The organism is Glycomyces albidus (assembly GCF_009451885.1).
Lineage (GTDB): Bacteria > Actinomycetota > Actinomycetes > Mycobacteriales > Micromonosporaceae > Glycomyces > Glycomyces albidus.
The window spans coordinates 107,736-133,224 of the sequence record NZ_WIAO01000010.1; the positions used below are offsets into that span (position 1 = coordinate 107,736).

Here is a 25,489-nt window from a genome sequence, read left to right on the forward strand (position 1 = left end):
AGACAGGTCGGTCAGGCGGCGAACCGGGACGGCGTCGTGCCGACCACGCGCTTGAAGTGCCGCGTCAGGTGCGACTGGTCGTAGAAGCCGGTGGCGGCGGCGACCGCGTGGACGGGCAGCCCGGCGAGCAGCAGGCGGCGGGCCCGGTCGATGCGGCGGGTCACCAGGTACTGGTGCGGGGCGATGCCGAACTCGCGGCCGAACGCCCGCACGAGATGGGCCGGGTGGGCGTGCAGCTCCCCCGCGGCCTCGCGGAGGCCGATCCCGGAGTCGATCCGGCGTTCGAGGAGGTCGCGCAGGCGGTGCGCGAGACGCCGGTCCCGCACCGGTTCGGCGACCGGGTCGCGGCGCAGCAGGTGCCGCCGGAGCCGGTCGGCCACGAGTTCGACCCGGCTCTCGGCCTCGAGTTCGTCGCCGGGCAGGCGCAGCGACTCGTGGAGCCGGTGGACCTGCCGTCGCAGCGCGGCGTCGGCGATCTCGGGGCCGTCGACCGCGCGGCCGATGAGGTCGTCGTCCAGGAGCGTGCCGTCGAGGTAGAGCACCCGCTTGCGGAACCCGTGCGGTCGCGGACTGGCCGTCGTGCGGGACCTGCGGCGGCAGCAGCGTGACGAGCCCGGTGAGCGCCCCGTGCTCGTGCCGGTCGAGGTCGTAGCGGACGGCGCCCTCGTCGATGAGGAGCAGCGTCCACGTCTCGTGGACGTGCATCGGGTAGGCGTGGTCGGTGAAGTGCGCATGGAACGCCTCGGCCACCCCGGCCACGGCCGGGCGCCACGCCTTGACCTCGACCACCACGCTTAAAACGTACAAGACTCCGGGGCCCGCCGGTCCGTAGCGTGGAGCCCATGGATCAAGAGCCCGTTCGTTTCGACACCAAGATCGCGGTCCTGCTCCGCGACGACCTCGCCGTCTGGCAGCGGCTGAACGTCACGGCGTTCCTCGTCAGCGGCCTCGGCACGGCCGAGCCGGAGGTGGTCGGCGAGCCGTACGAGGACGCCGACGCGAACGCCTACCTGCCGATGTTCCGCCAGCCGGTGACGGTCCTCGAAGGCGCCGCCGAGCAGCTCGCCTCCGCCCGCGCCAAGGCACTCTCGCGCGGCCTGCGGCTCGCGCTGTTCACCGCGGAGCTGTTCACCACGACGCACGACCTGGAGAACCGCACCGCAGTGCGCGCGGTCCCGGCCGACAAGCTCGACCTCGTGGGGATCGGGATCTACGGTCCCCGCAACGCGGTCGACCGCACCGTCAAGGGCGCGCGGATGCACCCATGAGAGCGGCCGGTCCCCGCGGTACGCGGTCGCATCGGCGCCGCGCGGCGGCGCCCGCGCGGACTGAACCGCGGCCGTCAGCGCCGGCGGCGGTCCGCGACGGCGGCCGCGGCGAGCAGGCCCGCGGTCACGTAGAGGAACATGAAGCCGCTCGGGCCGATGAGCCACAGACAGGCGGAGACCCACGCGGCGAGCGCGAGCGAGACGCCGAGCCCGAACCGCGTCCCCAGGCCCGCGCTGCGGATCAGCAGGGCACCGGCGAGCGCTCCGGGGACCACGATGCCTCCGGGCAGTGCCCAGAAGACGGCGACGGACTCCATGTCGGCCTCGGCGGATCGCAGCGACCCGTCGATCCAGTCGCCCCAGGGCGCTTGGGGGATGAACACGGCGGTGTGGAGCGCGGCGATCGCGATGAGCGACCACCCGGCGAGGCGGGTGAGCCTCGCGGCGGTCGTCGAAGCGGATCGTTCGCGCTGTTCAGTCTCGATCATGCCCCGAACCTATTGGCGCCGCGAGCCGTCGGGCTCCCCCTGCGGGGCCGTTCGGATCCCCCGGGCGGGGGATTCGTTCGGCCCGCAGCGGTGTCGGGTCGGGTATCCGGGCCGCAGCCGTGCGCGGCATGGACGGCTGAAGGGGCTCCCCGAGGCCGGAACGGTTGCGGCGCAACGGTTTCCCTCAGGGAGCCCCCTGGGCGGCCGGGGCCGGATCGAGTCCGGGCCCCGGCCCTGACCGAGTCGAGCACGGCCTAGCACGGCCTAGCAGGGTCGAGCAGGGCCGAGCAGGGTCGAGCGGTGTCGCTAGTCGCCCCAGTCGGCGGCGGCACGGCGGCGGCGGACGGCGAACACCGTCAGCGCTCCGGCGACCGCCAGGACGGCGGCACCCGCGATCGCGGCCGTGAGCGCGGCGCCGGTGGTCGGCAGCTTGCCGCCGCCGCCCGGCTCCTCGATCTCCTCCACGAACTCGGCGATGCCCCAGTTGGCGTTGGTGCTCCAGGACTGGCCGGTCGGGTCGTACCAGGTGTGCACCGCGGTCCGGACCCCGTCGGTGGCGTCGTTGACCTGGAGTTCGAGGCCGTGCTCGGTGCCGACCGCGGCCTGGTCGGGCGCCATCGCGATGGCGATCTCGACCAGGTACCCGGTGTCGGTCGCGGCGGCGGCGCTGGTGATCTCGCCGGCTTCGGGTCCGTTGCCGCCCAAGGACACCACGTTGGAGAAGCTGACGCGGTACTGGCCGTCGGCCTCCCCGTAGCCGCCCTCGCGGGTGTTGCCCGGGTTGAGGAAGACCTCGACGGAGTCCTGCTCCCAGGGGTTGGCGCTGGCCTCGTCCAGGGACGGGTCGGTGACCTCGAAGAGGGCGTAGAGGCCCGCCTCGTCCCACAGCAGCGAGACGTCGGCCTTGGCGCCCTCGGCGTCGCCTTCCACATTGACCCCGGTGGCGACGGTGGCGGCTTCGGACCAGGCGGCGTCCTTCGCGCCGTCGATCGCGGGCGCGGTCTCGGCGAGCGGGACCTGGACGCGCGCGTAGTCGGGCTCCTCGCCGTCCGGGATCTCGGGGAGGACGCTCGGGTCGACGATGCCCCAGTACGCCCACTTGGACTGGAGGGTGTCGCTGAAGACGAGCGGGCTCTCCAGGGGCCGGGTCTCGGAGCGCAGCCACGAGCGGCCGTCGTGCAGGCCCCAGACAGTGACGGACTCGAGGAGGTCGGCGTGCTCGCGGTACATGGCGAACAGGTCGCGGAAGTAGTGGCCCTGCTCGATGAGGCGCGCCTCGTACTCGGGGAACTCCTCGCCCTCGCCGGGGGCGCCGATGGCCACGTCGAGTTCCGTGACCGCTTGCAGCACACCGAGGTCGGCGAACTTGAGGAGGCTGTCCTCGACCTGGTCGATCGAGGTGTTCAGGTTGATGTGGGTCTGGTGGCCCACGCCGTCGACCGGGACGCCCGCGGCGAGCATGTCCTCGACCAGGCCGTAGAGGTTGTCGCGCTTGCCGGGGTTCTCGGTGCCGTAGTCGTTGATGAACAGCTTCACGTCGGTGGCGCCGACCGCGTCGAACGCCTCGCGGGCGATCCGGAACGCCTCGTGGACGTACTCGGGGCCTTCGAAGATCTCGTACCAGCGGCTGTGGCGGTAGACCTCGGCGTTGTTGTCGCTGATGACCTCGTTGACGACGTCCCAGGCCCAGATCCGGTCGCCGTAGTGCTCGGCGAGCGCGCCGATGTGGGCCTCGAGCCGGTCGAGCATGATCTGGCGGTCCTCGTCGGAGCTGCCGAGCGGCTCGCCGGCGTTCGGGTGCCCGGCCGGGTACTGGAACCACCACTCGGGGACCTGGCTGGTGTGCCACAGGAACGTGTGCCCGTAGACCTCCATGCCGTTCGCCTCGGCGTACTCGACGAGCTCGTCGGCCGCGTCGAAGGTGAACTCGCCCTCGGTCGGCTGGATCGCGTCGGGCTTCATGTGGTTCTCGGCGGTGATCTGGTTGAAGTGCTTGTTCAGAAGCTGCCCCGAGGACTCGACGAGGTCGCGGCCGTCGATCGCCGCGCCGATGCGGAAGTCGTCGGCGAGGACGTCCTTGAGGTTCGGGATGTCGGGTTCGATCCCGGGCGGTTCGAGTTCGGTGACGGTGAAGTCGTCGATCCAGTAGGAGGCGTCGACGGTGGGCGACTCGACGTAGAACGTGAGCGCGGTCGCGGGCGAGGCGATGCTGTACTCGCCGGAGAGCACGGTCCACTCGGTGCCGGCGGCGGCCTGGTAGACGACGCTGTCGTAGCTGGTGCCGTCGGCGGTGTCGCGCTGGACGGTGGCGCTGACCGCCTCGCCGGCGCTGCCGTCGGCGAAGCGGACGGACACGGCGATCTCGTATAGGCCGCCGGGGGCGATGACGTCGGTGAGGTCGACCGAGGGGCCGTGCCAGTCGGCGGTGCGGCCGGTGGTGAGCAGGGCGCCGTCCTCGACGGCGAGGGTGACCGGGCCGCGCGGGGCCCAGTCGCCGGCGGTGCCGTCCTCGAAGTCGGAGGAGTAGACGACGTCGTCCTGGGCCGAGGCGGGCGGGGCGAACGCGAAGGCCGCCGCCGGGAGGAGCAGTGCTCCGCCCAGGAGCGCGGGCAGGCGCCGGCGCCGTTCGCGGGCTTGAGGATTCATGGGTTGCAGGCTCCATCGCGGAGGAGGGATACGAAGGGTCCGAAAGTTTCGGCGGTTTCATGAAACTTTCAGGTGAGGGCGGGACCATGATATGGGCGGCTTCGATCCCTGTCAATCTCCGCGCACGCCGGACCCGCCGGGCTCCGGTCCCGGCGGGTCCGCGCGGGCCTCAGTTCACGAGGTCGGCGAACATCCCGCGGAACTCGGCGTCGGTGAACTCGGAGGCCATGCCCAGCATGTCGCCGGACCAGTACACGTAGACGGTGCTGTACGTGCCGTCCAGGTAGTCCGGGCACGGGTCGCCGATCTCGCGGGTGTACTCGGAGACGAGTTCGCCGGTGCGGAGCTCGTACGCCTTGATGGTGAACTTGTGGGCCCAGAAGACGGCCGTGAAGGAGCCGTCCCCGTAGCGGCAGGAGTCCTGGAAGCCGCCGACCTCGGCGTCGACGCACACGACGAGCTGGGTCTCGTCCGCGGTCGCCCCCAGCCAGGACTCGGGGAAGCCGCGGCCTTCGGCGGTCCAGCCGCCGACGAGGCGCATCGGGTGGGGCCCGGCGCCCTCGTACTCGGGGGCGCCCGGGTAGGCGACCGGATCGCCGCAGTACGCACCGGAGTCGAGGATGCCGTCGGCGGCTTCGCCGGCCAGTTCGTGACCGGGGTACGCGGCGAGGAACTCGCGGTAGAGGATCCCGGCGCCCGGGAGGTCCTCCGATTCGGTGCGGTCCTGCGCGCACTGGAGCATCCTGACCGGCACCTGGTCCGAGGCGGCCGCGACCGGCTCGGCGAGCGCCGGCTCGTCCCAGGTCCGGCCGGCCATCCAGTCGTCGACGGCGTAGCCGTTGCAGGCCGGGGCCTCGGCGAGGTCGGCCATGAACTCCTCGACGGCGGCCCTGACCGTCCCTGCCTGGTCCGGGTGCTCCTCGAGCGTCGACGTGAGCATCCCGAACGCCTCCTCGATAGTGGACAGCTCGGGCTCGCCCGGGGTCATCGAGGCGTCGAGCAGGAACTCGGCGCGCTTGGCGCCGGCGCCGTCCCATTCGGCGCCGGGGTGGGCCATGTACTCGGCGACGGTGTCGGCGGCCTCGGTCGGCGGCTCGTCGAGCGCGGCGAGCAGGAGGGCGCAGGCTTCGCGTTCCTCCTCGCCGCGCAGGGTGATCGGCCCGAAGGCGACTCGGTGGACCGCGTCGAAGCGCTCGAGCACGGCGGTGGCGCGTTCGCAGTCGCCTGCGGCGTGGGCGGTCTCGGCGTCGCGGGAGATCCACCACGCGTCGAACCGGAACCAGCCCAGGGTGAGCAGGACCAGGGAGGCGGCGGTGGCGGCGAAGAACCGCGGGCGCCGGGCCGGGTCGGGTTCGACGAGGTCGACCAGGGGCTCGGGGCGCGTGCGCCGGGTGAGCCACCAGGCGTGGACGATCATCGCCAGGCCCCAGGCCGGCAGCAGGAACCTCCAGAGTGGATTCTCGGTCTGGACGGCGGCGGACCACAGCAGGAACCCGGTTCCGGCGAGCGCGACGGCGGCCGCGATCGGGCGGCGCATGAGCATGTAGCCGATGCCGAGCATGGTCGCGTTCCCGGCGACGGCGGCGACCGGGTCGGTCGCGCGGCGGGACGGCGCCGGGGGCTTGGCCTCCGGTGCGGACGGGACGGGTCCGGGGTGCATGGCGGCGCTCCTCGAGGTCGAGACCGTCCCAGTGGAGCACGGCCGGCGCGGGACCGGTCCCGGCGCGGCAGACTGGTGCCGTTCTCCTTGGCGGGGTGGGGATCCGCGCGTGCAGGGCGGCCCGGAGCCGGGCGGCGGCGCACGGCGCTCCGGGCCGCGCTCGCGCCTCCGCAGGAGGTACGCCGCGCGGTCGCCGTACCTCCTGCGGAGTAGCCCGATTGCCTCCCCGAGGCCGATACCCCGAGGCGAGGACGGCGGCAGACTGGCGCGCATGCAACGGCGAAACAGCGCACCGGCCAGTGGCCGCGACCCCGGCGGCCACCGCCCGCCTCGACTCCCGGCGTCCGGCGGCGGGGAGGGGTCGCGGTGAAGCGGTTCTTCATGGGATGGACGCGCTTCGTCGTCCTCCTCCTCGTGCTCCAGGTCGGGCTCGCCGGCTGGGGCGCCGTCTCGACCGGCGGCGACCGGACCATGCGCTTCATCGCCCACATCGGCAACGGCGGCATGCTCATGTTCTGGCTCATGCTGTCGGTGGTCTTCGCGCTGATCGCCCGGCCCGGGCTCAAGGCGGTCCTGCTCACGGTCCTCTCGCTCGTCATGGTCGTGATGCAGGGCGCGTTCGCGCACGCCTTCGGAAACGAGGGCACCGGCGGCGCCGTCGGCCTCGCCCTCCACGCCGCCAACGGCCTCGGCATCCTCACCGTGCAGGTGGTGGTGGCGCGCCTGGCGAAGCGGGCGGCCGACGAGAAGCGCGCCCTGCGGGCGGCGCGGACGGCGGTGACGGCATGAACCCCGTCTTCGCGAGGCTCCTGCGCGTGTGGATGATGCTCCTGCTGGCGCTGCTGGTCGTCCAGTTCGCGCTCGCCGGGTTCGGCGTCGGGTACGGCGGCGGCATCGGCGACGGCTTCCGGATGCACTTCGTCAACGGCGACGTCATCCTGTTCGCCTATGCGGCGGCGGTCCTCCTCGCCCTCGCCGCGCGCACCGGGTCGACCGTCACGTGGCTGACCGCCCTGGGGACCTTCCTGGTGCTGCTCCAGCACGGCATGGGCCTGGCCAGCGTCCCGGGCACGTCCTGGGGCCAGTGGCTGTTCCTGGTGCACGCCCTCAACGGCCTGGCGCTCATCTTCCTGACCCACCGGATCGGGAGGCTGGTCCGGGACCGGATCCGCGCGCACGCCGCGCCGCGGCGACCGGCCGAGCACGCACCTCGGGCCGGCTGACGCCGCGGGCCGTCGGCGCGCTCGTCCAACCGATTCCAACGTTCCCTGTCCCCCGGCGCGCCGGTGCTGCTCTGATGGCGGTCGACCGCGGCGGCGCCCGGCCGCGATCGATGAGTCGCGCGCCCGGGCGTCGTCATGACAGGTGAGAGCAACGCAGCGCTGGGGGCGATGAGATGAAACTGACCACGATCACGCAGATCACCGTCGACGGAGTCATGCAGGCCAACGGCCATGCGACCGAGGAGGAGCTCGCGAGCGGCTTCACCCGCGACGGCTGGGCACTCGGGGTCTGGGGCGACGACACGCTGGAGTACATCAACCGGCTCTGCGAGCGCGCCGACGCCTACCTGCTGGGCCGGAAGACCTACGAGATCTTCGCCCCCTACTGGGGCGACGAGGAGCGGGTCCGCGCCGCCGCCGAGAACCCGGGGAGCGACCGCATCACCACCGCGTTCAACTCCAAACCCAAGTACGTCGCGTCCAACACGCTGACCGACCCCGAGTGGGCCGGCACGACCGTCCTCTCCGGCGATCTCGGCGCGGCGATCCGCGAGTTGAAGACCGGCGAGGGCGAGCTCCAGGTGCACGGCAGCGGCGCCCTCGTCCGGTGGCTGCTCGCCAACGACCTGGTCGACGAGATCATCCTGTTCACCGTGCCGGTGATCCTCGGCCAGGGCACGCGCCTGTTCCCGGCCGACGGCCCGGACCTGGCCCTCGAAGTGCTGGCCTCGCGCACCGACGAGAAAGGCGTGACCACCCAGGTCTACCGCCCCGACGGCCGCCCGCGGTACTCCCCCAACCGGCCGACCGCGTAACGGAGAAGACGCGGCCCGGGCTCGGCTGTGCGGCGGCCTTGAGCTGTGCTGCGGCCTTGGGCGGCGCGCCGATCGCCCGCGGTTCAGTCCGCCGGTACCGCGATCGTCTCCACGTAGGTGGCGTCGCCTTCCGGCGGCATGGTGCGGAGCACCTCGCCGGTGGCGAGGTCCCAGATCTGGATCACCCCGTAGAAGCCGCCGCCGAAGACCAGGGGCCGGTCGGGGTCGCGGAAGTCGACGGCCATCGAGGACAGTTTGGACGCCTGGCCTTCGAGGCGGCCGAGCTCCGTCCCGGAGACCGGGTCCGAGATCAGGATCGCCGATCCGTCGCCGCCCGCGATCAGGGCGGCCTGCCCGCCGTATTGGATGAACGCGCCGGCTCGGACCGCGCCGTCGTGCGCGATCTCGCCGATCACCTCGTGGTCGTCGAGGCCCCAGACCAGGACGGACCCGGCCTCGTCGCCCGAGGCCACGACCGGGCGGCCGTCGAGTTCGCCGACGGCGAGCATGCGCAGGGGCGCGTCGTGTCCGGTGAACTCGCCGATCGGATCGGCGGAGAAGGCGTCCCAGACGCGGACCACGCCGTCGTTGCCGCCGGAGACCACCGCGAGCCGCTCCCCGATCCGGGCGAAGCGGACCACGCGGACGTCGTCGGACTGCCCGGTGAAGGTCGCCAGCTCCGATTCGTCGGTCAGGTCGAGGACTTTCGCGGTGTCGTCGTTGCTGCCGGTGGCGGCGAGGAGGTGCCCGTCCGCGCCCGCGGTCACGTCGAGGTCGCCGATGAAGTCGTCGTGGACCGCCATGCTGACGGTCTCGGTGCCGTCGCGGATGTCGATCGCCCGCACCGTGCCGTCACCGCCGGAGGAGACCGCCAGCCGGGCGTCCCCGTCGGCGGCGATCACGGTCTCGAAGACGATCTCCTGGCCGCTGTCGTACTCGTCGCTCAGCGCGCCGGTCTCGAGGTCCCAGACGCGCAGGCGTCCGTCGGCACTCCCGGAGACGAACGTGGTGGCGAACGGGTCGACCGCCGCTGTCGTCGGGTCATCGGACTGGTCGACCGCCTGGCTCCCCGACGGTGTTTCGCCGCCGCCGTTCCCGTCGCGCCAAGGGGATTCGGGCCACCAGGCGACGGCTGCGGCGAGGCCCGCGACCAGGACCAGTGCCGCGGCGGCGGCGAGGAGCCGCCGCGAGCGCCGCTTTCGCTGCCGTCGCGGCTGCGGCGCCTGCCGTTCGATGAACGGCTTCGGCTGCTGCGGCGGCGACTGGGGCAGGACGACCTTCGGCAGGGCGACGGTGGCCGGTGCGGGCTCGTCCTCGTCGAGCGGCGGGACCGGTGCGGCCTGCGCGACGAGCAGGCTGCCTTCGGCCACCACGAGCTCGGGCTGCTCGAGCACGGTCGGATCGGTCCCCAGCTCCCGGTGGAGGAGGGTCGCGACCAGCGGCATCCGGGAGGCGCCGCCGACGAGGAAGAGCCCGGCGATCCGGTCGCGGCCGAGTCCTGCTTGGACGATCGACGCCCCGGTGAGGGCGACGGCCTGCTCCAGGAGCGGGGTGACGACCTGGTCGAGCTCGCCGCGGGTGAGATGGGTGGTGACGTCGAGCGGGGGCACCAGCACGTCGGCGCTGGTCTGCCGCGAGAGCTGCTCCTTGGCGGCGCGGACCTCGTCGAACAGGGCGAGGCGCTGGCGGCGGTCGGATTCGTGCTGCGGCCGGGCGAGGCGCTGCCAGGCCGGATCGCCGGCGAACTGGCGTCCCAAGTGGTCGACCAGGGCGGCGTCGAGGTCGAGCCCGCCGATGTCGTCGCGGCCGGCCACGGCCAGGACTTCGAAGCCGCCGGCGGCCGGGGCGACGACGCTGACGTCGAAAGTGCCGGCGCCGAAGTCGGCGATGACGACGGCCGATCCGGGCATCACCCGGTTCCCGAGGATCTCGGTGAAGTACGCCGCGGCGGCCACCGGTTCGGCCGCGAGCAGCGGCTCGGGGAGCCCCGCCTCGGCGGCGGCGTCGGCGAGGCGGCGGCGCCGCAGCGGGCCCCACGTCGCGGGGACGGTCAGCCGCACCTGGTCGAGCGACCCCGCCACGCGGACGGCCTCCTCGCGGACGCGGGCCAGGACGGCGGCGAACAGCTCGACCACGCGGTACTCGCGGCTGCCGAGTTGGACGGTCTCGTCGTCGATGCGCCGCTTCGGGTTCGGCTCCAACCGGCCCGGCGACCGCACCCCGGCCCGGAGCGCGTCCCGGCCCGTCGCGAGCCCGCCGTCCTCAGTGGCGAAGACCGCCGAGGGCAGCAGCGGCGAGCCGTCGAACAGGAGCGGCCGCTCCCGGTCGGAGGGGCGGCGGAGGATGGCGACGGTGTGGGACGTTCCGAAGTCGACACCGAGTTCGATGGAACCGGGGCCACGGGGTGCGTACATGATCACACGGTAATCGAGCAGCACCATCGCGTCGTCTCCGCGCTCCGCCGAAGCCTCTCGGCGCCCGGCCCATGGCACGCCTGTCACTCTCCCGCGAGAACTCGGAGTCGCCCCTACGTTTTCAGGCCGGCCGCATCCGGGTGCCGGAAGCAGCCCTCGCCGCTCGACGGCTGCGGTCAGGCGGTTCGGGGAGCGGTCTCGATGAACTCGGCGTCGAACGCGCCGAGGGTGAAGCCGCCGTCGTAGCCGTCGCCGCTGAGCAGGCTCGTGGCCTTGCCGGACAGTTCGATCGGTTTCGGTTCACCGTCGAGGTTGACGTACAGCACGTGGTCCTCGTCGATCCGGCGCGCCATCACACCGGCGGGCACGGCAGGGCCTCTGCGGAGGCCGAGCCGGTCGATCTCGTCGTCGAGCACCCTGCCTAGCACCTCGCGGCGCACGGGAAGTGCCACATAGATCGCCTGTCCCGCACCGTATCCGTTCACCGTGACGATCGGGTAGTCCCGGTCGAGCCCGGCCGTGGTACCGAGGACCTCGGCGGTTCCGGGCTCGACGAGGTCGAACCGGGGCGCAGTCAGGGAGATCCGGTCGCCGCCGACGACGAGGTCGAGGCCGTGGTCCCCGGCGCGCCCGCGCGCGAGCTCGTTGAGGAACTGCGGTTCCTCATAGGACCCGACGCGGACGCCGAACACATCGGCCAGCCGGCCGGGCCTGGTCGAGTCGAACGCCTGGCCGTTCGCGTCGAGGGTCGCCGAGCAGGAGGTCATGATCGCGGTGCCGCCGCGCTCGACGAACGAGCGGATCTTCGCCGCCGCCTCCTCATCGAGCACGAGCACGCCCGGGACGATGAGGATCTTGTAATCGAGGTCGCTCCGCGACAAGTCGATGATGCGGGCGTCGAGATTGCGGTCGAGGACGGCCTCGAACGCGGTCCGCGCCTGCGCGTCGTGGCGTTCGGGCAGGGCCGCGGAGGCGATCTGGCTCGGGAAGTCGAGCGCCACCGCGATCTCGGCTTCGGGACGGTAGGGGAAGTGCGCCCCGATCTCGGCGAACTCCTGGGCGATGCGGCGGTATTCGTCCAGCTTGCGGTTCGGCCGGCCGTCCCAGTCGACCATGCCCTGGAGGAACTGCTCTTCGCCGGCGTGCATGGTCTGCCACGTCCAGCCGCACACGAGCTGGTTGCCGAGCATGAGGGAGGCATAGGCGGACTTGCGGATCGAGCCGGGGGTGGCGGTCATGGTGGTGAACTCGGTGCACCAGAACGGGTTCGTGTTCTCGTACTGGATGCGGGCGATGCCGAACAGGGCGCCGCGCAGCCCGTCGTCGTCCAGGATCGAATTGCCGGGGTAGAAGCCGTTCCCGGCGCGGTTCAGCCGGCCGGTGTAGGCGATCGGGGCGTAGTCGAATTGCCGAAGCGGGCTGTAGTACCACATGTTCGTGGTGGTCAACGCGCCCGGCGCGTGCGTCTCGACCACACCGAGCAGCTCGGTCAGGTAGGCGTTCACTTCGCCGGAGACGAACCGGCGGAAGTCCAGGACCCGCTCAGGCGCGGCTCCCCCGTTCCCGGGCGCCGGAAGGCCGACGTCCTCGAAGTCGCCGATGCGGCGCGACCACCGCTGCCCGGCCCAGGCGGCGTTGAGGGCGTCGGGGGTGCCGTACTTCGCTTCGAGCCAGGCGATGAACCGCTCCCTGACCGTCTCGGAGTAGGAGATCGGGCCGTCGCCGGGCTCGTTGTCGATGCCGAACGCGGCCAGCGCGGGGTGTGCTGCGTAGCGGCGAACCAGGTGCTCGGCGAAGCGCTTGGCGTGGGCGCGGAAGTGCGGGTCGCCGACGTCGTCCATGTACCGGTGGTTGGCGTAGAGCCGGTTGCCGGCCGGGTCGGCCACGTCGATCGAGGGGTGCTTGCGGTGCAGCCACAGCGGCGCGGGCCGCACCGCGATGTCGAGGATCACGCCGATGCCGTTGTCGTGCATCAGGTCCATGACCTCGTCGAACCACTCGAAGGTGAACTCGCCGTCGGCCGGTTCGAAGGTGTCCCAGGCGAGGTGGCCGAGGCGCACGACCGTGATCCCGGCTTCGCGCATCATGGCCGCGTCCCGGCGCCAGGTCGCGGGACCGGAGTCGTGGGGGTGGTAGTTGGCGCCGACGAGCAGCCCGCGTGCCTGCGTTCCCGGTGCCGGCGAGGCGCTGTCGTCGCGCGGTCGATCGTTCACGAGTGCTCCCTGGAGTGGTGGACGGGGTATGCCGAGGCAACGCAATTCGGTGAACCGCGGCACGCGGATCTGCGCCGCATGAGGGGCGCGCCTTGCTCGAGGAGCCCGGTTCGTCTCGGGATCCTAGAGCGAAAACGCCGATACGTTAATACAGGCACCTGACAAAGTCAACATCCGGCGGCTGAACCCCAGCCGATCGGCAACCGGACGCGCCACCAGCGAAATCCCGGAAAGAGTCACGCCCGACCTGGACCGACTCTGGTCCGCTCAAGAATCGAAGCCCAGGGCAGACCTAGGCCATGCCTGATCAGAGACGCAGAAGAGAGATCGCGCGTTGCCCTCAAACTCGGCGTTACCTCCGGCCACCGACCGCGACTTAATACTTACAATTGACAATGTCGCCTGCGTGCGCTCTGCACCCTCACCGGGACGAGACTGCCACTCCACCTTCCATTGGTGGCAGCGACACCGTCACTTACACGGTCACGGTCACCCGGACCGGCACGACAGCGACCGGCCCCGCCGCCAAAGCGGTACCGAGGAGTTCTCCATCGTGGGACCGGTCTCCCCTTCCTCTCTACGATGGTCGGATGAGTGATCGAAGCGGCCGTCCTTCGAGGCCGACGAGCCGTGACGTGGCGGCGCTGGCGGGCGTCTCGCAGAGCACCGTCTCCTATGTCATGAGCGGGAAGCGCTCGGTCTCGCAGGAGACGAAGGACCGTGTCGCAGCCGCGATCGCAGAGCTGACCTATCAGCCCAACGCCGGTGCGCGGGCCCTGCGCGGCCGCAAGACCAACGTCATCGCCCTCATGGTCCGCCTCGGCGAGCGCGCCGATCCGCGCGACACCGTCCCCTACATCGACGAGATCGTGGAAACGGCCCGTCAACACGAGTACGACGTCGTACTGGTCACCACCGACGAAGGGCCCGAGGGTCTGAAACGGCTGGCGGGGCGTTCGACCTGCGACGCCTTCATTCTCATGGACATCAAGCTCGACGACGAGCGGATCGCGACCGCCGCCGCGCTGGACCTGCCCGTGGTCCTCATCGGGACACCCGCAGACCTGTCGGGGCTCGACGCGGTGGACTACGACGCGCCCCGTGCCGCGGCCATGCTGATCGACGAGCTCGCCGACACCGGCCACGAGCACGCGGCGCTGGTCGGCGAGATGGTCGACCCCGGCGAGTACTGGTTCATCAGCGCGTTCCATGAGGCGTGCCGGTCTCGCGCCGACGAACGGGGCCTGGGCTTCGCGGTCGTCGACCCGCCTAAGCCGGGCTGGGCCGGGATCGACGCGATCGCGCCGCGGCTGCTCGAGCAGCGCGATCACCGCCTGGGGTTGATCGCCCGGACCCCGCAGGCGACCGAGTGGCTGATGCAGCTCACGCAGTTCCGCGGCCTTCGGCCGGGGGTCGACGTGTCCGTGCTCGGCCTGTGCTCCGACGGCATCGCCGAGTCGTTCGATCCGCCGGTGACCAATGTGTCGGCGCGGGCACGCGAGGTCTCGCGCATGGCGGTGGAGCTGCTGGTCAGGCGCTTGGACGGCAACGAAGACGAACCCCGCCTGCGCCTGGTCGCACCCTCCGGGCTGCGGCGCCGTGCGACCACGGCCGATTTCACCTGAGGACGGGCCGTCCAGGGGCGGGTCGCCGTCCTGATATCGTCGATACGTATCGACGATCGCGTGACCCCCTCGCGACCACCGCCGATCGCACCCGGTTCTGCGACTGTCCTCAGTCCGCGAAGAAAGGTCGTCTTCACCGTGTCTTCCCCTTCGATACCGACCACGCTCGCATTCGGGCAGGGCCACGCCGTCCTCGATCCGGTCACCGGCGCCCCGCTTCAGTTCGCCAACCGGCTGGCCCCCGCGCGCCGCTTCCTCCTGGACACCGCCGACACGGCTTGGCATTCGATCGAGCACCAGTGGGGCTCAGGGCATCTGGTCACCGACCGCGGCGGCGCCCGCTGGCACACGCCGGCCGAGCTGCGCGCGGTCGACGGCGGCACCATCGAAAGAGGCACAGTCGAGGGCGGCACGATCGAGGGCGGCACTGTCGAAGGCGGCACTGTCGAAGGCGGCACTGAGGCGGTGCATCCGCTGCTCGACGGCGTCCGGGTCGAAGTGCGGCGCTGGACCGACGGCGCGGTCCTGCGCGAGCGCTACGCGGTGGTCAACGACGGTGACACGCCGCTGCGCATCACCGGACTAGGCGTCCAGACCCCGTTCGGCGACCTCTACACCGGCGCCGAGGAGTCCCTGGACCGCGCCGTGCACGCGCACCTGTTCACCGGCGGCACGTGGGCCTGGGCGCTCGCCCAGCCGATGTCCGGGGCCGGGCCGAACCTCGGCCTGATCGTGCGCGAAGGCGCGGTCCGCGCCTACTCGATCGAGTCGCGCAACCCCGGGTCGCAGTCCAACATCCGCGGCCACATCGCCTTGCTGGCGACCGACCGTGCTCGCAACCCTGAGGCTTTCGGCGGCCAGCCCGAACTGCGGGTCGAGGCCGGGGACTCGCTGGTCCTCGAATGGGAACTGGGCTGGTACGACACCGTCGAGGAGTTCACCGCGGCCACCGACGCGCCCGCGCAGTTCTCCTCGTTCTGCGCCCGGACCGGCGAGCGGATCACCGTCACGGCATCGGACGTGACGAGCCCTGATGCCACGGTCGAGAGGATCGCGGAGCGGACCTTCGCGGTCAGCGCCCCTGAACACGGCGTCTACACCGTCGAGATCGACGGCACGGCCCGCACCGAGGTGCTGTTCCACGCGCCGCTCGAGGAGGCCGTGCGGCGGCGGATCGACTACATCGTGCGCCACCAGATCGCCCGCGAGCGGCCGGGGCTGCTCGCGCACGCGTTCGTCCCGGTCGACGTGCGCACGAAGACCACACATCCGACCAACGACTGGAACGACTGGACCGACGGATCCGAGCGCATCGCCATGCCGGTGCTGATCCAGCTCGCGGCCCTGCGCGGATGGGTCGACGCCGAAGAGGTCGAACCGCTCCTGTCGGGCTGGGCCGAGTTCGCCTGGCGGCACCTGCTCGACGGTGAGGCGACACCGACCCGCGGCACCCAGATTCCCCGACTGCCCCGGCTGTACGACGCGCCGTGGCTGGCCCAGTTCTTCCACGACCGGTACCGCCTGCGCTCGGATGCGGCCGCGCTCGACAAGGCCGCCCGCATCGTCGAACGGAACTTCGCGCTCGGCGGCATCGAGCACCTGTCGATCCACCTGTCGGAGACCGTGCTCGCGATCGCCGAGAGTCTCGACGCCGCAGGAGGATCGGCCCGGGCGGAGGCGCTGCGCGAGGGGATCGTGGCGAGCGCCCGCCATTTCGTCAAGGCGGGCAAGGGTCTTCCGGCCCATGAGGTGAACTACGAGCAGTCGATCGTGGCCCCGCTCGTCGACCTCCTGATCGCGGCGCACGCCGTCACCGGCGAGCAGGTGTTCCACGACGGCATCGCCGAACGCCTCCCGTGGCTCCTCGCCTTCGGAGGGCCGCAGCCGCACGCCCGGCTCCACCACGTGGCGATCCGGCATTGGGACGGCTACTGGTTCGGCATCGAACGCCTGTGGGGCGACGTGTTCCCCCACTACTGGAGCACCCTCACCGCCGCCACGCTGCTGCGCCTGCCCGAGGACCTGCGCACCACCGAGACCGACCGGATCGCCGACGCGGTCTTCCGCGCCAACATGGCGAACTACTTCCCGGACGGTTCGGCGACCTGCGCATTCGTCATGCCGTCCAGCGTGGACGGCCGCAAGGCCCACCGCTCCGACCCGCTCGCGAACGACCAGGACTGGCACCTGGTGATGTGGATGCGCAGCCCGCGCCGGTGAGGAGGACTTCCGCCAGAACGGAGTCGATTCCGAAGGGCGCGTTCGGCGAGACGGCCGACAGGCGCGGCGGCGGATCGGACGCTGAGCGGCCGCTCCTCACGGCCGGCCGGTCATGACTTCACCGCCCCGGCGGTCAGTCCGGACACGAGCTGCTTGCGCAGGACGATGAAGACGGCGATGGCGGGGACGGCGGCGAGGACGGAGCCGGCCAGGACCAGGTCGTACTGGCGGCCTTCGGCGCCGAACAGCGCCTGGAGCCCGAGGGGGACGGTGTAGTACTCGGGTTCGGAGACGATGACCAGGGGCCACAGCAGGTTGTTGTAGGCGCCGAGGAAGCTCCAGACCGCGAGCGCGCCGAGCGCGGGGCGCAGGAGCGGGAGCACGACGGCCCAGAAGATCCGGAACTCGGAGCAGCCGTCGATGCGGGCGGCGTCGAGGATCTCGTCGGGGACGGTCTGCTCGGTGTACTGGCGCATCATGAAGATGCCGAACGCGGGGGCGACCCAGGGGACGATCAGGGCGAACAGCGGGTGGGCGAGTCCGAGCTTGGCGACGAGGATGAACAGCGGCACGACGATGACCGCGAACGGGATCGCCAGCGACGAGAACATGACGTCGAAGAGGACCCGCTTGCCGCGGAACTCGTACTTGGCGAACCCGAACCCGGCCAGGGAGCACAGGAACACGACCGCGACGGTGCTCGCCAGCGCGACGCCGGTGCTCATGAGCATCCAGTTCCAGAACGGCTGGGTCTCGAGCAGCGTCGTGTAGTTGGCGGTGGTGGGTTCGGCGGGCCACAGCTCGGGCGGGAACGAGAAGATCTCGCTGCGGTCCTTGAAGGAGGACGACAGGGCCCACACCAGTGGCGCGAGGTAGACGGCCACCAGCAGGGACAGGGTGGTGTACAGGCCGATTCGGCCTGGACGGATGCGCGGGCGGCGCGCCGGTGTCGCGGCCGGCGCCGGGTCGGCCGCGGGCGCGTCGGCGGAGCGGTCGGGTGCGGTCGTGGTCATCGGTTCCTCCCGACGCCGAAGGCGCTCGAGCTGACGCGCCCGAGCACGAAGATGATGATGAACATGACGACGCCGGCGGCCGCGGCGTAGCCGAGTTCCTGGCGCTGGAACGCGGAGCGGTAGATGAACATCGACACCGACAGGGTGGATTCGCCGGGGCCGCCCTGGGTGAGCAGGAACGGCTCCTCGAAGATCTGCGCGGTGTTGACCAGCATGGTGACGGCGATGAACGCCGTGACGGGCTTGAGCTGCGGCAGGGTGATCGAGAAGAAGCGGCGGACCGGGCCGGCGCCGTCCACTTCGGCCGCTTCGTGCATCTCGCGCGGAATCGCCTGCATGCCGGCGAGGAAGAAGATCGTCAGGTAGCCGGTCCAGCGCCACAGGACCAGGATCACCACGACGACGCGGGCCCAGAACGGATCGGTGAGCCAGGAGACGCCGCCGAAGCCGAACAGCGCCTCCAGTACGGCGTTGAACAGGCCGTACTCGCCGTCGAAGACGAGCCCGAACACGAGGGCGACGATGATCGGCGACAGCACCACCGGCATGAAGTAGGTGAGGCGGAAGAAGTCGCGCAGCTTCAGGCCGCGGGCGTTGAGCGCCTGCGCGATGAGCAGCGACACCGGCACCACGACGATGAGCGCGAACGCGGTGTAGATCGCGGTGTTCACGAGGGCCGCGCCGAAGCTGGGGTCTTGGAACAGGCGCGTGTAGTTGTCGGCGCCGATGTACTCGGGCGAGCCCAGGCCGGCCCACCGGGTCAGGCTCAGGTAGATCCCCGCGGCGATGGGCACGACCATGAACAGGGTGAACAGGACGAAGAACGGCGAGATGAAGAGGTAGGGCGCCCAGGAGGTCCGGCCGGACTTGAGCGCAGCGGTGCCGGTGCTCATTCGGATGCCTGCCTTTCGTACGCGCGCAGGCCTTCTCGGAGCGCGGCCTCGGGGTCGGTCTCGCCGTTGACGGCGCGCAGGATCGGGCCGCCGAGGCTGTCGCGCAGCAGCGAGGCGTCCGCGGCCTGGTAGAACAGCGGCATGTCGGTCGCGGCGGCCGCGTACACCTCGAAGATCCGCTGGTCGCCGAGGAACGGGTCGGTGATCCCCTGGAACTCGGGGGCGTCGTAGAGGTCGACGAGGGTCGGCAGGTACCCGCCTGCGCCGTAGCGGGCGAGCTGCCCTTCCGGGGTGAGGTAGGCGCGTTCGAGGAAGTCGAGCGCGGCGTCGGTCTCGGCCTGGTCCTTGAGCACCGCGAACGCGGTGCCGCCGAGGGTGGAGGCGGTGTGGCCGCCTGCGGCGAACCTCGGTATCGTGCGGGCCCGCCACAGGCCGGCCTGGTCGGGGGCGTTCGCTTCGAGGCCGTAGACCTTGTACCAGTTGGGCATGACGGTGGCGATGAGCCTGCCGTCCTTGAGCGCGGCGGCGGCCGCGCTCCCGTACGGGTCGGCGATCGACAGGAGCGCTCCGGTGCGCACGCCTTCGGCCATGAGGGCGAGGACTTCGACCGACTCCTCGGAGAGGACCGCGAGGTCGCCGTCGGCGTCGTAGAGGTTGCCGCCGCGCTGGAGCAGCATCTGGGTGAAGCCGTTGACGATGGCGCCGTTGTCGCCGTTGGAGACCATGCCTATGGCCTCGCCGGTGTCGGCGGCGATCTCGGCGCCGATCGCGAGGAGCTCTTCCCAGGTCGCGACGTCCTCGGGGATGCCGAGTTCGGCGAAGCGGTCGGCGCGGTACCACATCACCGAGATCGAGTTGTCGGACTCGATCGCGTAGACGCGGCCGTCGACGGTGTACGGCTGGGTCTTGAGGAGCCGGTCGCCGAGGCCGGCGGTGAGGTCGGTGAGGTCGACGAACAGGTTCTCGGCGATCCCGGAGCGCATGACCCGCGGGAACTGGTCGATGACCAGGCCGGCGAGGTTCGGCAGCGGGCGCTGGGCGACGGCCTGGTTGATGGTGCGGGAGACCACGTCGGCGGGCGAGATCGAGGTGACCTCGATCGAGTACTGCCAGTCGCTGCCGCCGGTGATGGCCGGGTCGGTCGCGGCGCCGGTGAAGTACGTGGCGTAGCCGGGGTCGTGGGTCCACAGGTCGAGTGTCACCGGGCCCGACGCGATCGGGTCCCCTTTGACGCCGGCAGTGCAGGCGGCCAGCGCGCCGGCGCCGAGACCGGTGGTCCCGGCGAGGCGGAGCAGTCGCCGTCGGTCGAGGCCGGTCACCGTTCACCCGCAGCGCTGAGGCGGATCTTGGCGACGCGGACGATCGTCGCCGAGTCGATCGCGATGCCGTCCTGGACGCCGCGGACCGTCGGGTCGACCCAGACGCCGGTGGCGCGCCGCCACGGCAGGAGCTCGAGCCGGACGCCGTGCTCGGCGACGGCCTCGCGGTGCGGGGTGAGGTCGATGTCCCAGACGCGGCCGTGCCAGAAGTGGTCGCTGACGAACGCGGCGCCGATGTAGGCGCGGCCGGTGTCGCCGGTCCAGTCGAGGCGCAGCAGGGCCCGGTCGGCGTCGCCGAAGTCCGCGACATCGACATGGACGGTCGCGGCGCCGGTGTAGTCGGTCGGGGCGCTGAGCCGTTCCATGGGACCGCCGCGGCGGGGCTCGGGGGCGGTGGCGGGGCCGGGCGACGGGTCGACTTGGACGGGCATCGGGCCGGCGTCGTCCGCGGTGAGCGTCCAGGCGGCCCAGTCGGTGCCGCCGGTGGGTTCGAGGCGGGCGCCGCGGGCTTCGAGGCCGTCCGGTGCGGGGAGGATCGCGATCGCGGTGTGTTCGGCGTCGGGGTGGACGACGAGGTCGCCGTCCTCGGCGTAGACGGGCGCGTCGGCGAGGACGAGGCGGTCGCGGCCGGCGAAGGGGAGCTTGTAGAGGCGGTTCGCGCTCGCGTCGTCCAGGATCAGGAGGCGCACGCCGTCGAGGTCGACGAAGCATTCGGGTCCGGGCGGCACGGGCAGGTCGACGATGGTGCCGTCGCCGAGGACGATCTCGACGGGGACGCCGTCGGTGGCCGCGAGGACCACGAGGTCGTCCATGCGGGTGAGCAGTTGCGCTGTGGCGCTGCGCAGTTCGAGTCCTTCAGTGAGGGCGTACCGCAGCGGCCAGGCGACGGAGACCCCGGCGGGCAGGTCGACCGGGGAGGTGGGGACGGTCACTGAGCCGTCGTCCCCGGCGACGCCGTCGAACCGGACGGTGAACTGGACGCCGGGCTGGGCGGCGATGGGTCGCTTCGGCGGCTGGTATGTGGTGGCGAACAGGTAGCCGCTCTTCCCGTCGGAGCGGACGGCCCAGCGCAGCTCGTCCGGGTCGTCGCCGCCTCCGCCCACAATGGATTCCATGGCGGCGATCCGGTGCCCCTCCTCGTGGAGCCACAGGTGGTGGCGGCGCAGGTAGTGGTGGTGGGGGCGGATCTGGCCGTGCTCGCCGATCGGCGCGTGGAAGTCGTAGGTCAGGGCCGGCACGTCGTTGGGGTAGCCGGTGGCGTGCGATTCCTGTTCGGTCCCGTGGGCGCCGGTGCGCTGGGTGCCGCCGGCGTACATGTAGTAGCCCTGCCAGGCCGAGCCGGAGCCGATCTTCGCGAGCGCGAGGTTCGCGACGTCCTCGGGCGAGACGAGGGGGCGCCGGTGGTAGGCCACGTGCATGCCGCCGCCGAGTTCGCAGGTGGCGAACGGGGTCCGGTCGTCGTGCTTGAGCGGCTCGGCGGACTCGGTGGCGATGCCGTCGAGCGCTTCGCGCAGGTCGGCGCCGACGGTGAGGTCGTCGCGGACCTCGGAGTAGCGGAAGTGGAAGGGCGCGAAGGCGGGCCACTCGACGGTCTCGTCCTCCCAGAACCCTTCGGAGTAGGCGCTGTAGAGCGGCAGGAGCGTCTCGGGGACCTGGGCGCCGCCCCAGCCGGTGGCGGTCCAGATCGGCACGCGCAGGCCCAGCTCCTCGGCGATCTCGCGGAGCGTCGCGAGGTGGTCGGGCTGGTCGTACAGTTCGTTGTCGACCTGCGCGCCGATGACCGGCCCGCCTTCGGCGTGCGTCAACCCCTTGATCTGGGCGATGATCTGCGCATAGAGCGGGCGCACGAGTCCGAGGTAGGCGGGGTCGTTGGTGCGGGTGGCGAGGCCTTGTGCGATGAGCCAGTCGGGGAAGCCGCCGTAGCGGTACTCGCCGTGGCCCCACGGCCCCATGCGGACGATCACGTCGAGGCCGTGCGCGCCGGCGAGTTCGATGAACGCCCGCAGGTCGAGGTTGCCGGACCAGTCGAAGCGGCCCGGTTCGGGTTCGTGGGCGGCCCAGAAGACGTAGGTGGCGACGGAGTCGAGGCCGCCGGCGCGGGCGTGGCCGAGGACTTCGCTCCAGCGCTCGCGCGGAATGCGCGAGTAGTGGATCTCGCCGGTGATCGGGAACCAGGGGCGGCCGCCGCGCTCGAACCACCGGCTGGTGACCTCGATCCGGTCGGGTGCGCCTTCGGGCTCGCCGAAGGGCAGGTGGTCGCGCAGGGGCGGGGCGGGCGGGGAGACCCGCAGTTCGTGGGCGTTCATGTCTCTCCTTTGAGCGTTTTCGCGGTCAGCGTCGCATGTCCGTCACGCGACGGAGCGGGCGTAGGGGTTGAGGGGGTCGCGGGCGAGGACGCGGCGCGCCAGGTCCGCGGCCTGGCCGGTGTCGCCGTCCAGGTGCGCGAGCTGCGCGCGGAGGACGAGCACGCGGGTGTCGTGCACGGCCTGGATGTCCACGGTGAACAGCAGCATCGTCGGCAGGGAGGTCGCGAAGTAGTCGATCGTCGCGGCCGTCTCGGCCTGCTCGGCGATGTACCGCTCGAGGTCGTCGCGGAGCGCGGTCGCGGCGTCGTGCTTGCCGAGGCGGCGCAGCGCGGTGACGGCGGCGGCGGTGTGCTCGGAGTGGGCCTGGACCCGCATGCCCTGGAAGTCGCCTTCCTGCGCGGCGGCCTGCTCCCAGGCGGCGCGGGCGGCGAGGTCCTCCCCCGCCGCGGCGAGGGCGTCGCCGAGGACGAGGTGGAGGTCGGCGGTGTTCGCGAGCGGGTGTCGAGCCTCGCCGAGGTTGTGCGGTGGTTCGAGCGCGGCCCGGGCGTGGACGACGGCGCGCTGCGGGTCGGTCCCGATCGCCGTGCGGGCGAGGGCGAGATGCGCCTCCTCCCAGGCGGCGAGCACGCGGCCCTCGCCGCCCTCCCAGGGCTGGAAGGCGCGGCCGGCGAGCACACCGACGGCCTCGTCTGGGCGGCCGACGGCGGTCAGGAGCTCGGCGAACTGGACCGAGAGGTCGTCGCGGACGTCGACGAGGTCGCGCAGCTCCTCCAGGGCCGCGACCCGCTTCGCGGGGTCGAGGCCGCGGCGGCCGTCGAGCTGGTCGGCCTGGAAGAGCAGGCGGGCGTCGTCGGGCGCGGCGGCGCGGGCGCGCTCGTACCAGCGGGCGGCGCGCTCGGGGTCGTGCTGGACGTTGTGGGCGGCGACGCCGAGGTTGCGCAAGACCACCGGGTCGCCGGTCGCCGCGGCGGTCTCCCAGGCCGCGATGGCTTCGGTGCGGCGGCCGGCGGCATAGAGGCGGTGCCCGGCGAGCGATGCGAGGACCGGGTCGTCGGGGCGGTGCCCGCGCAGGCGCGCGAGGGCGTCGTCCTCGCTGTGCGAGGGGAAGCACCAGGTGCGGTCGAGATCGTGGACCTGTTGCAGTGCGGCATCGGCCGCTTCGGCGTCGCCGCGCGCGAATTCGAGGTCGGCGCGGTGAAGCCATGCAAGGGGTGCGACGTTGGTCTGACCGGGTGCGGCCGGGAGGGACGCGGCGGCGGCGAGGAGTTCGATCGCGGCCTCGTCTTCGCGGATCGAGCGGTATTCGAGGGCCACGTCGAGCGCGATCGTCGGGTCGCTCGTCGGTTCGGCCTCGCGCCCGGCGCGGCGGGCGAGGTCGCGGGCCCACGCGTCGAGCGGGTTGTCACGGAGTGTGCGCGCGGTGGTCTCGGCGGCGCGGGCCCGGTCGCCGCGGCGCAGCAGCGCCGCTGCGAGGAGGTTGCGGGCCTGGGCGTGCCGCGGGCTGCGGGCGAGCAGTTCGCGCAGCGCCGGCTCGGCGTCGCGTCCCGCGGCGAGGTCGAGGCGGGCGGTCGCGACCGCGGCGGCGTCGGCCCAGGCCTCGTCCCAGAGCGCTTTCCCGAAAGCCTCCCTGGCTTCGGCGTCGCGGCCCTGCCGGGCGAGGATGAGGCCGAGCCGGTAGTGGGCTTCGCCGTCGCGGGGGTTCGGGTTGCGGCGGGTCAGCCGCTCGATCGCGTTGCGCAGCAGGGCTTCGGCCTCGTCGAGCAGCCCGGCCTTCGCGCGGCAGGCCGCGAGCGCGGTGTTGCAGCGGGCGTCGCCGGGGTCGCGGCGCAGCGCCTCTTCCCAGTACGGCTCGGGCGAGCGGGTCGCATGCCGGTACTGGTCGAGGTGGAGGCCGGTCTGGTAGAGCTCGTCCACCGAGTCGATGTCGCCGGGCGCGGGAGGCTCGGTGGCCGGCTCGGCCGTCCCGGCCTCGTCCGGCTCGGTGCGGGGGCGCCAGGTCACGAGGGTGTCACCGCCGTGGTGGACAGCGAGTTCGAGGTCGGCGGCGGGGGCGTCGAGCGCGAGCTCGTGGACGAACGGCGCGCCGGGGGCGAGGTCGGCGTCGCTCGCGAACAGGACCGTGTCACCGGAACGCAGTGTGATGCGGGCGCCGGCGCGGGGCGCGGTGACGGCCGCGGCGATCCGCACGCGGTCCCCGTCCGCGTCGAGGCGGACCGCGGCGTCCAACGTGGCCTGGTGGACCGGTCCGGTGTCCTGGATCGGGTACCAGTACTGCGAGAAGGTCTTCGTCTCGCCGGGGGCGATGAACGCGAAGTCGGGCTGGTTGTCGGTGAAGACGCCGGCCATGAGTTCGACGTACGGCCCGCCGGTGTCGGTCAGGTGCGCGTCCCAGGCCCAGCCGAACGGGGCGTTGCCCCAGGTCCACTGCTTCTTGCCCGGTGCGATGCGGTGGTCGGCCCAGTGCACGAACCCGGCGCGGGCGCGGTGGTCGTAGCCGCCGAAGAAGTCGTCCTCGGTGCCCAGGCACATGTACGAGGTCGGCACCGGGATGTTCCGGTACCAGTCGAGGCGGTCGCCGTCCGGGCGCTCGGCCGTGCGCTGGGAGGGGTAGTCGACCCCGTAGTAGCGGCCTTGCGCCGCAGGGAACGTCGTGGTGGCGCGCTTGGCGTGGTCGGCGACCACGCGGACATCGGTGGGGAAGAACGACTGGTAGTCGTCGTGGACCTCGGCCGCGACGTTGGCCCACCACAGGAAGGTCTGGACCTCGTCGGTGCGGTTGACCAGGTGGCCCCGCAGCTCGATGAGCGCGCTGCCCGGCCGCAGCCGGATGCCGTGCATACCCTGCATGCGCGCGAACGGATCGTGGTCGGAGCACCAGACCGTCACCGCGCCGCCGTCCTCGCGCTCGATCAGCGCCTCGGTCGGCAGGTGGGTGGCGGGCCGGTGGTGCTGCGGCCAGTTGAACTCGACGCCGCCGGAGACCCACGGACCCGCCAGCCCGACGAGCGCCGGCTTGATGACCTCGTTGCGGTAGAAGAAGTCGTATCCGCGGGTCTTGTCGAGTCCGATGTGGATGCGACCGCCGAGTTCGGGAAGGATCATGAGCCGCACGTACTCGTTCTCGAGGTGGATCGCGTCCCACTCGCGCGGCGCCTTCTCGCGCGAGACCGCGTCGATGAACGGCAGCGGGTACACCGCGCCGCTCGAACCCTGATACACCCGCTGATCCAGATACGCCGGGTACCGGTCGGGCGCGGCCGGCTCGTACGTGTCGATCACGACCGGCTCCCGCCACGCGCGAACCGCCTGCTCAGCAAGCGCGGCGGGGGCGTCGGGAAGCACGATCTTGGACTCTTCGGTTGACATGCATCGAGCGTATGGGCACT

Annotated in this window: 16 protein-coding genes and 1 pseudogene; 6 read left to right on the forward strand and 11 right to left on the reverse strand. The window is 71.9% G+C overall.

Annotation, left to right across the window (positions count from 1 at the left end; all coding sequences use genetic code 11):
- Window positions 1-11: 11 nt before the first annotated feature.
- A pseudogene (locus GFD30_RS10660) lies at window positions 12-807 on the reverse strand (AraC family transcriptional regulator).
- Window positions 808-842: 35 nt separating this feature from the next.
- Between GFD30_RS10660 and GFD30_RS10665 the strand changes: the two are divergent.
- Window positions 843-1,268: a DUF2000 domain-containing protein gene (locus GFD30_RS10665; protein ID WP_153025174.1), complete on the forward strand. Its 426-nt coding sequence runs from the start codon at window positions 843-845 to the stop codon at window positions 1,266-1,268.
- A gap of 74 nt (window positions 1,269-1,342) precedes the next feature.
- On the opposite strand, the gene GFD30_RS10670 is transcribed toward GFD30_RS10665, so the two are convergent.
- The 3 genes from GFD30_RS10670 to GFD30_RS10680 form a co-directional block, all read right to left on the reverse strand.
- Window positions 1,343-1,756 carry a hypothetical protein gene (locus GFD30_RS10670; RefSeq protein WP_153025175.1) on the reverse strand — a complete coding sequence of 138 codons (414 nt, stop codon included), beginning with the start codon at window positions 1,754-1,756 and terminating at the stop codon, window positions 1,343-1,345.
- 306 nt (window positions 1,757-2,062) lie between these two features.
- Window positions 2,063-4,402, reverse strand: a complete 2,340-nt coding sequence (locus tag GFD30_RS10675; RefSeq protein ID WP_153025176.1) for an endo-1,4-beta-xylanase — start codon at window positions 4,400-4,402, stop codon at window positions 2,063-2,065.
- Window positions 4,403-4,571: 169 nt separating this feature from the next.
- Window positions 4,572-6,062 (reverse strand): hypothetical protein, encoded by a 1,491-nt coding sequence (locus GFD30_RS10680; RefSeq protein WP_153025177.1) that lies wholly within the window; start codon window positions 6,060-6,062, stop codon window positions 4,572-4,574.
- A gap of 381 nt (window positions 6,063-6,443) precedes the next feature.
- Between GFD30_RS10680 and GFD30_RS10685 the strand changes: the two genes are divergently transcribed.
- The 3 genes from GFD30_RS10685 to GFD30_RS10695 all read left to right on the forward strand — a co-directional run bounded on the left by GFD30_RS10685 (window position 6,444) and on the right by GFD30_RS10695 (window position 8,100).
- Window positions 6,444-6,851 carry a hypothetical protein gene (locus GFD30_RS10685; protein WP_153025178.1) on the forward strand — a complete coding sequence of 136 codons (408 nt, stop codon included), beginning with the start codon at window positions 6,444-6,446 and terminating at the stop codon, window positions 6,849-6,851.
- Window positions 6,848-7,285, forward strand: coding sequence for a hypothetical protein (locus GFD30_RS10690; protein ID WP_153025179.1), 438 nt, complete (start codon window positions 6,848-6,850; stop codon window positions 7,283-7,285). Before GFD30_RS10685 ends, GFD30_RS10690 begins: the two co-directional genes overlap by 4 nt.
- A 173-nt stretch (window positions 7,286-7,458) precedes the next feature.
- Window positions 7,459-8,100, forward strand: a complete 642-nt coding sequence (locus GFD30_RS10695) for a dihydrofolate reductase family protein (RefSeq protein WP_153025180.1) — start codon at window positions 7,459-7,461, stop codon at window positions 8,098-8,100.
- Window positions 8,101-8,183: 83 nt separating this feature from the next.
- Here the strand turns inward: GFD30_RS10695 and GFD30_RS10700 are convergent, their stop codons facing one another.
- Both GFD30_RS10700 and GFD30_RS10705 read right to left on the reverse strand, forming a co-directional pair.
- Window positions 8,184-10,514 (reverse strand): Hsp70 family protein, encoded by a 2,331-nt coding sequence (locus GFD30_RS10700; protein ID WP_153025181.1) that lies wholly within the window; start codon window positions 10,512-10,514, stop codon window positions 8,184-8,186.
- 176 nt (window positions 10,515-10,690) lie between these two features.
- Window positions 10,691-12,727 carry a beta-galactosidase gene (locus GFD30_RS10705; protein ID WP_322633144.1) on the reverse strand — a complete coding sequence of 679 codons (2,037 nt, stop codon included), beginning with the start codon at window positions 12,725-12,727 and terminating at the stop codon, window positions 10,691-10,693.
- Between the two features lie 590 nt (window positions 12,728-13,317).
- Here GFD30_RS10705 and GFD30_RS10710 point away from each other — a divergent pair.
- Together GFD30_RS10710 and GFD30_RS10715 are read left to right on the forward strand one after the other, a co-directional pair.
- Window positions 13,318-14,352 carry a LacI family DNA-binding transcriptional regulator gene (locus GFD30_RS10710; RefSeq protein WP_194201920.1) on the forward strand — a complete coding sequence of 345 codons (1,035 nt, stop codon included), beginning with the start codon at window positions 13,318-13,320 and terminating at the stop codon, window positions 14,350-14,352.
- Between the two features lie 138 nt (window positions 14,353-14,490).
- Window positions 14,491-16,572 carry a hypothetical protein gene (locus GFD30_RS10715; protein WP_227996052.1) on the forward strand — a complete coding sequence of 694 codons (2,082 nt, stop codon included), beginning with the start codon at window positions 14,491-14,493 and terminating at the stop codon, window positions 16,570-16,572.
- A gap of 110 nt (window positions 16,573-16,682) precedes the next feature.
- Here the strand turns inward: GFD30_RS10715 and GFD30_RS10720 are convergent, their stop codons facing one another.
- The 5 genes from GFD30_RS10720 to GFD30_RS10740 are packed head-to-tail and all read right to left on the reverse strand — an operon-like array spanning window position 16,683 to window position 25,469.
- On the reverse strand, window positions 16,683-17,585 hold the full coding sequence (locus GFD30_RS10720; RefSeq protein WP_153025183.1) for a carbohydrate ABC transporter permease: 903 nt from the start codon (window positions 17,583-17,585) through the stop codon (window positions 16,683-16,685).
- Window positions 17,582-18,478, reverse strand: coding sequence for a carbohydrate ABC transporter permease (locus GFD30_RS10725; RefSeq protein WP_153025184.1), 897 nt, complete (start codon window positions 18,476-18,478; stop codon window positions 17,582-17,584). The genes GFD30_RS10720 and GFD30_RS10725 overlap by 4 nt, the downstream gene beginning before the upstream one ends.
- Entirely contained in the window at window positions 18,475-19,797 is a 1,323-nt protein-coding gene (locus tag GFD30_RS10730; RefSeq protein ID WP_322633145.1) for an ABC transporter substrate-binding protein, read from the reverse strand. Before GFD30_RS10730 ends, GFD30_RS10725 begins: the two co-directional genes overlap by 4 nt.
- Entirely contained in the window at window positions 19,794-22,103 is a 2,310-nt protein-coding gene (locus tag GFD30_RS10735) for a beta-galactosidase (protein WP_153025185.1), read from the reverse strand. Before GFD30_RS10735 ends, GFD30_RS10730 begins: the two co-directional genes overlap by 4 nt.
- 42 nt (window positions 22,104-22,145) lie before the next feature.
- A complete protein-coding gene (locus GFD30_RS10740) occupies window positions 22,146-25,469 on the reverse strand; it encodes a DUF5107 domain-containing protein (RefSeq protein WP_194201921.1) in 3,324 nt (1,107 codons plus the stop codon).
- Window positions 25,470-25,489: the final 20 nt, after the last annotated feature.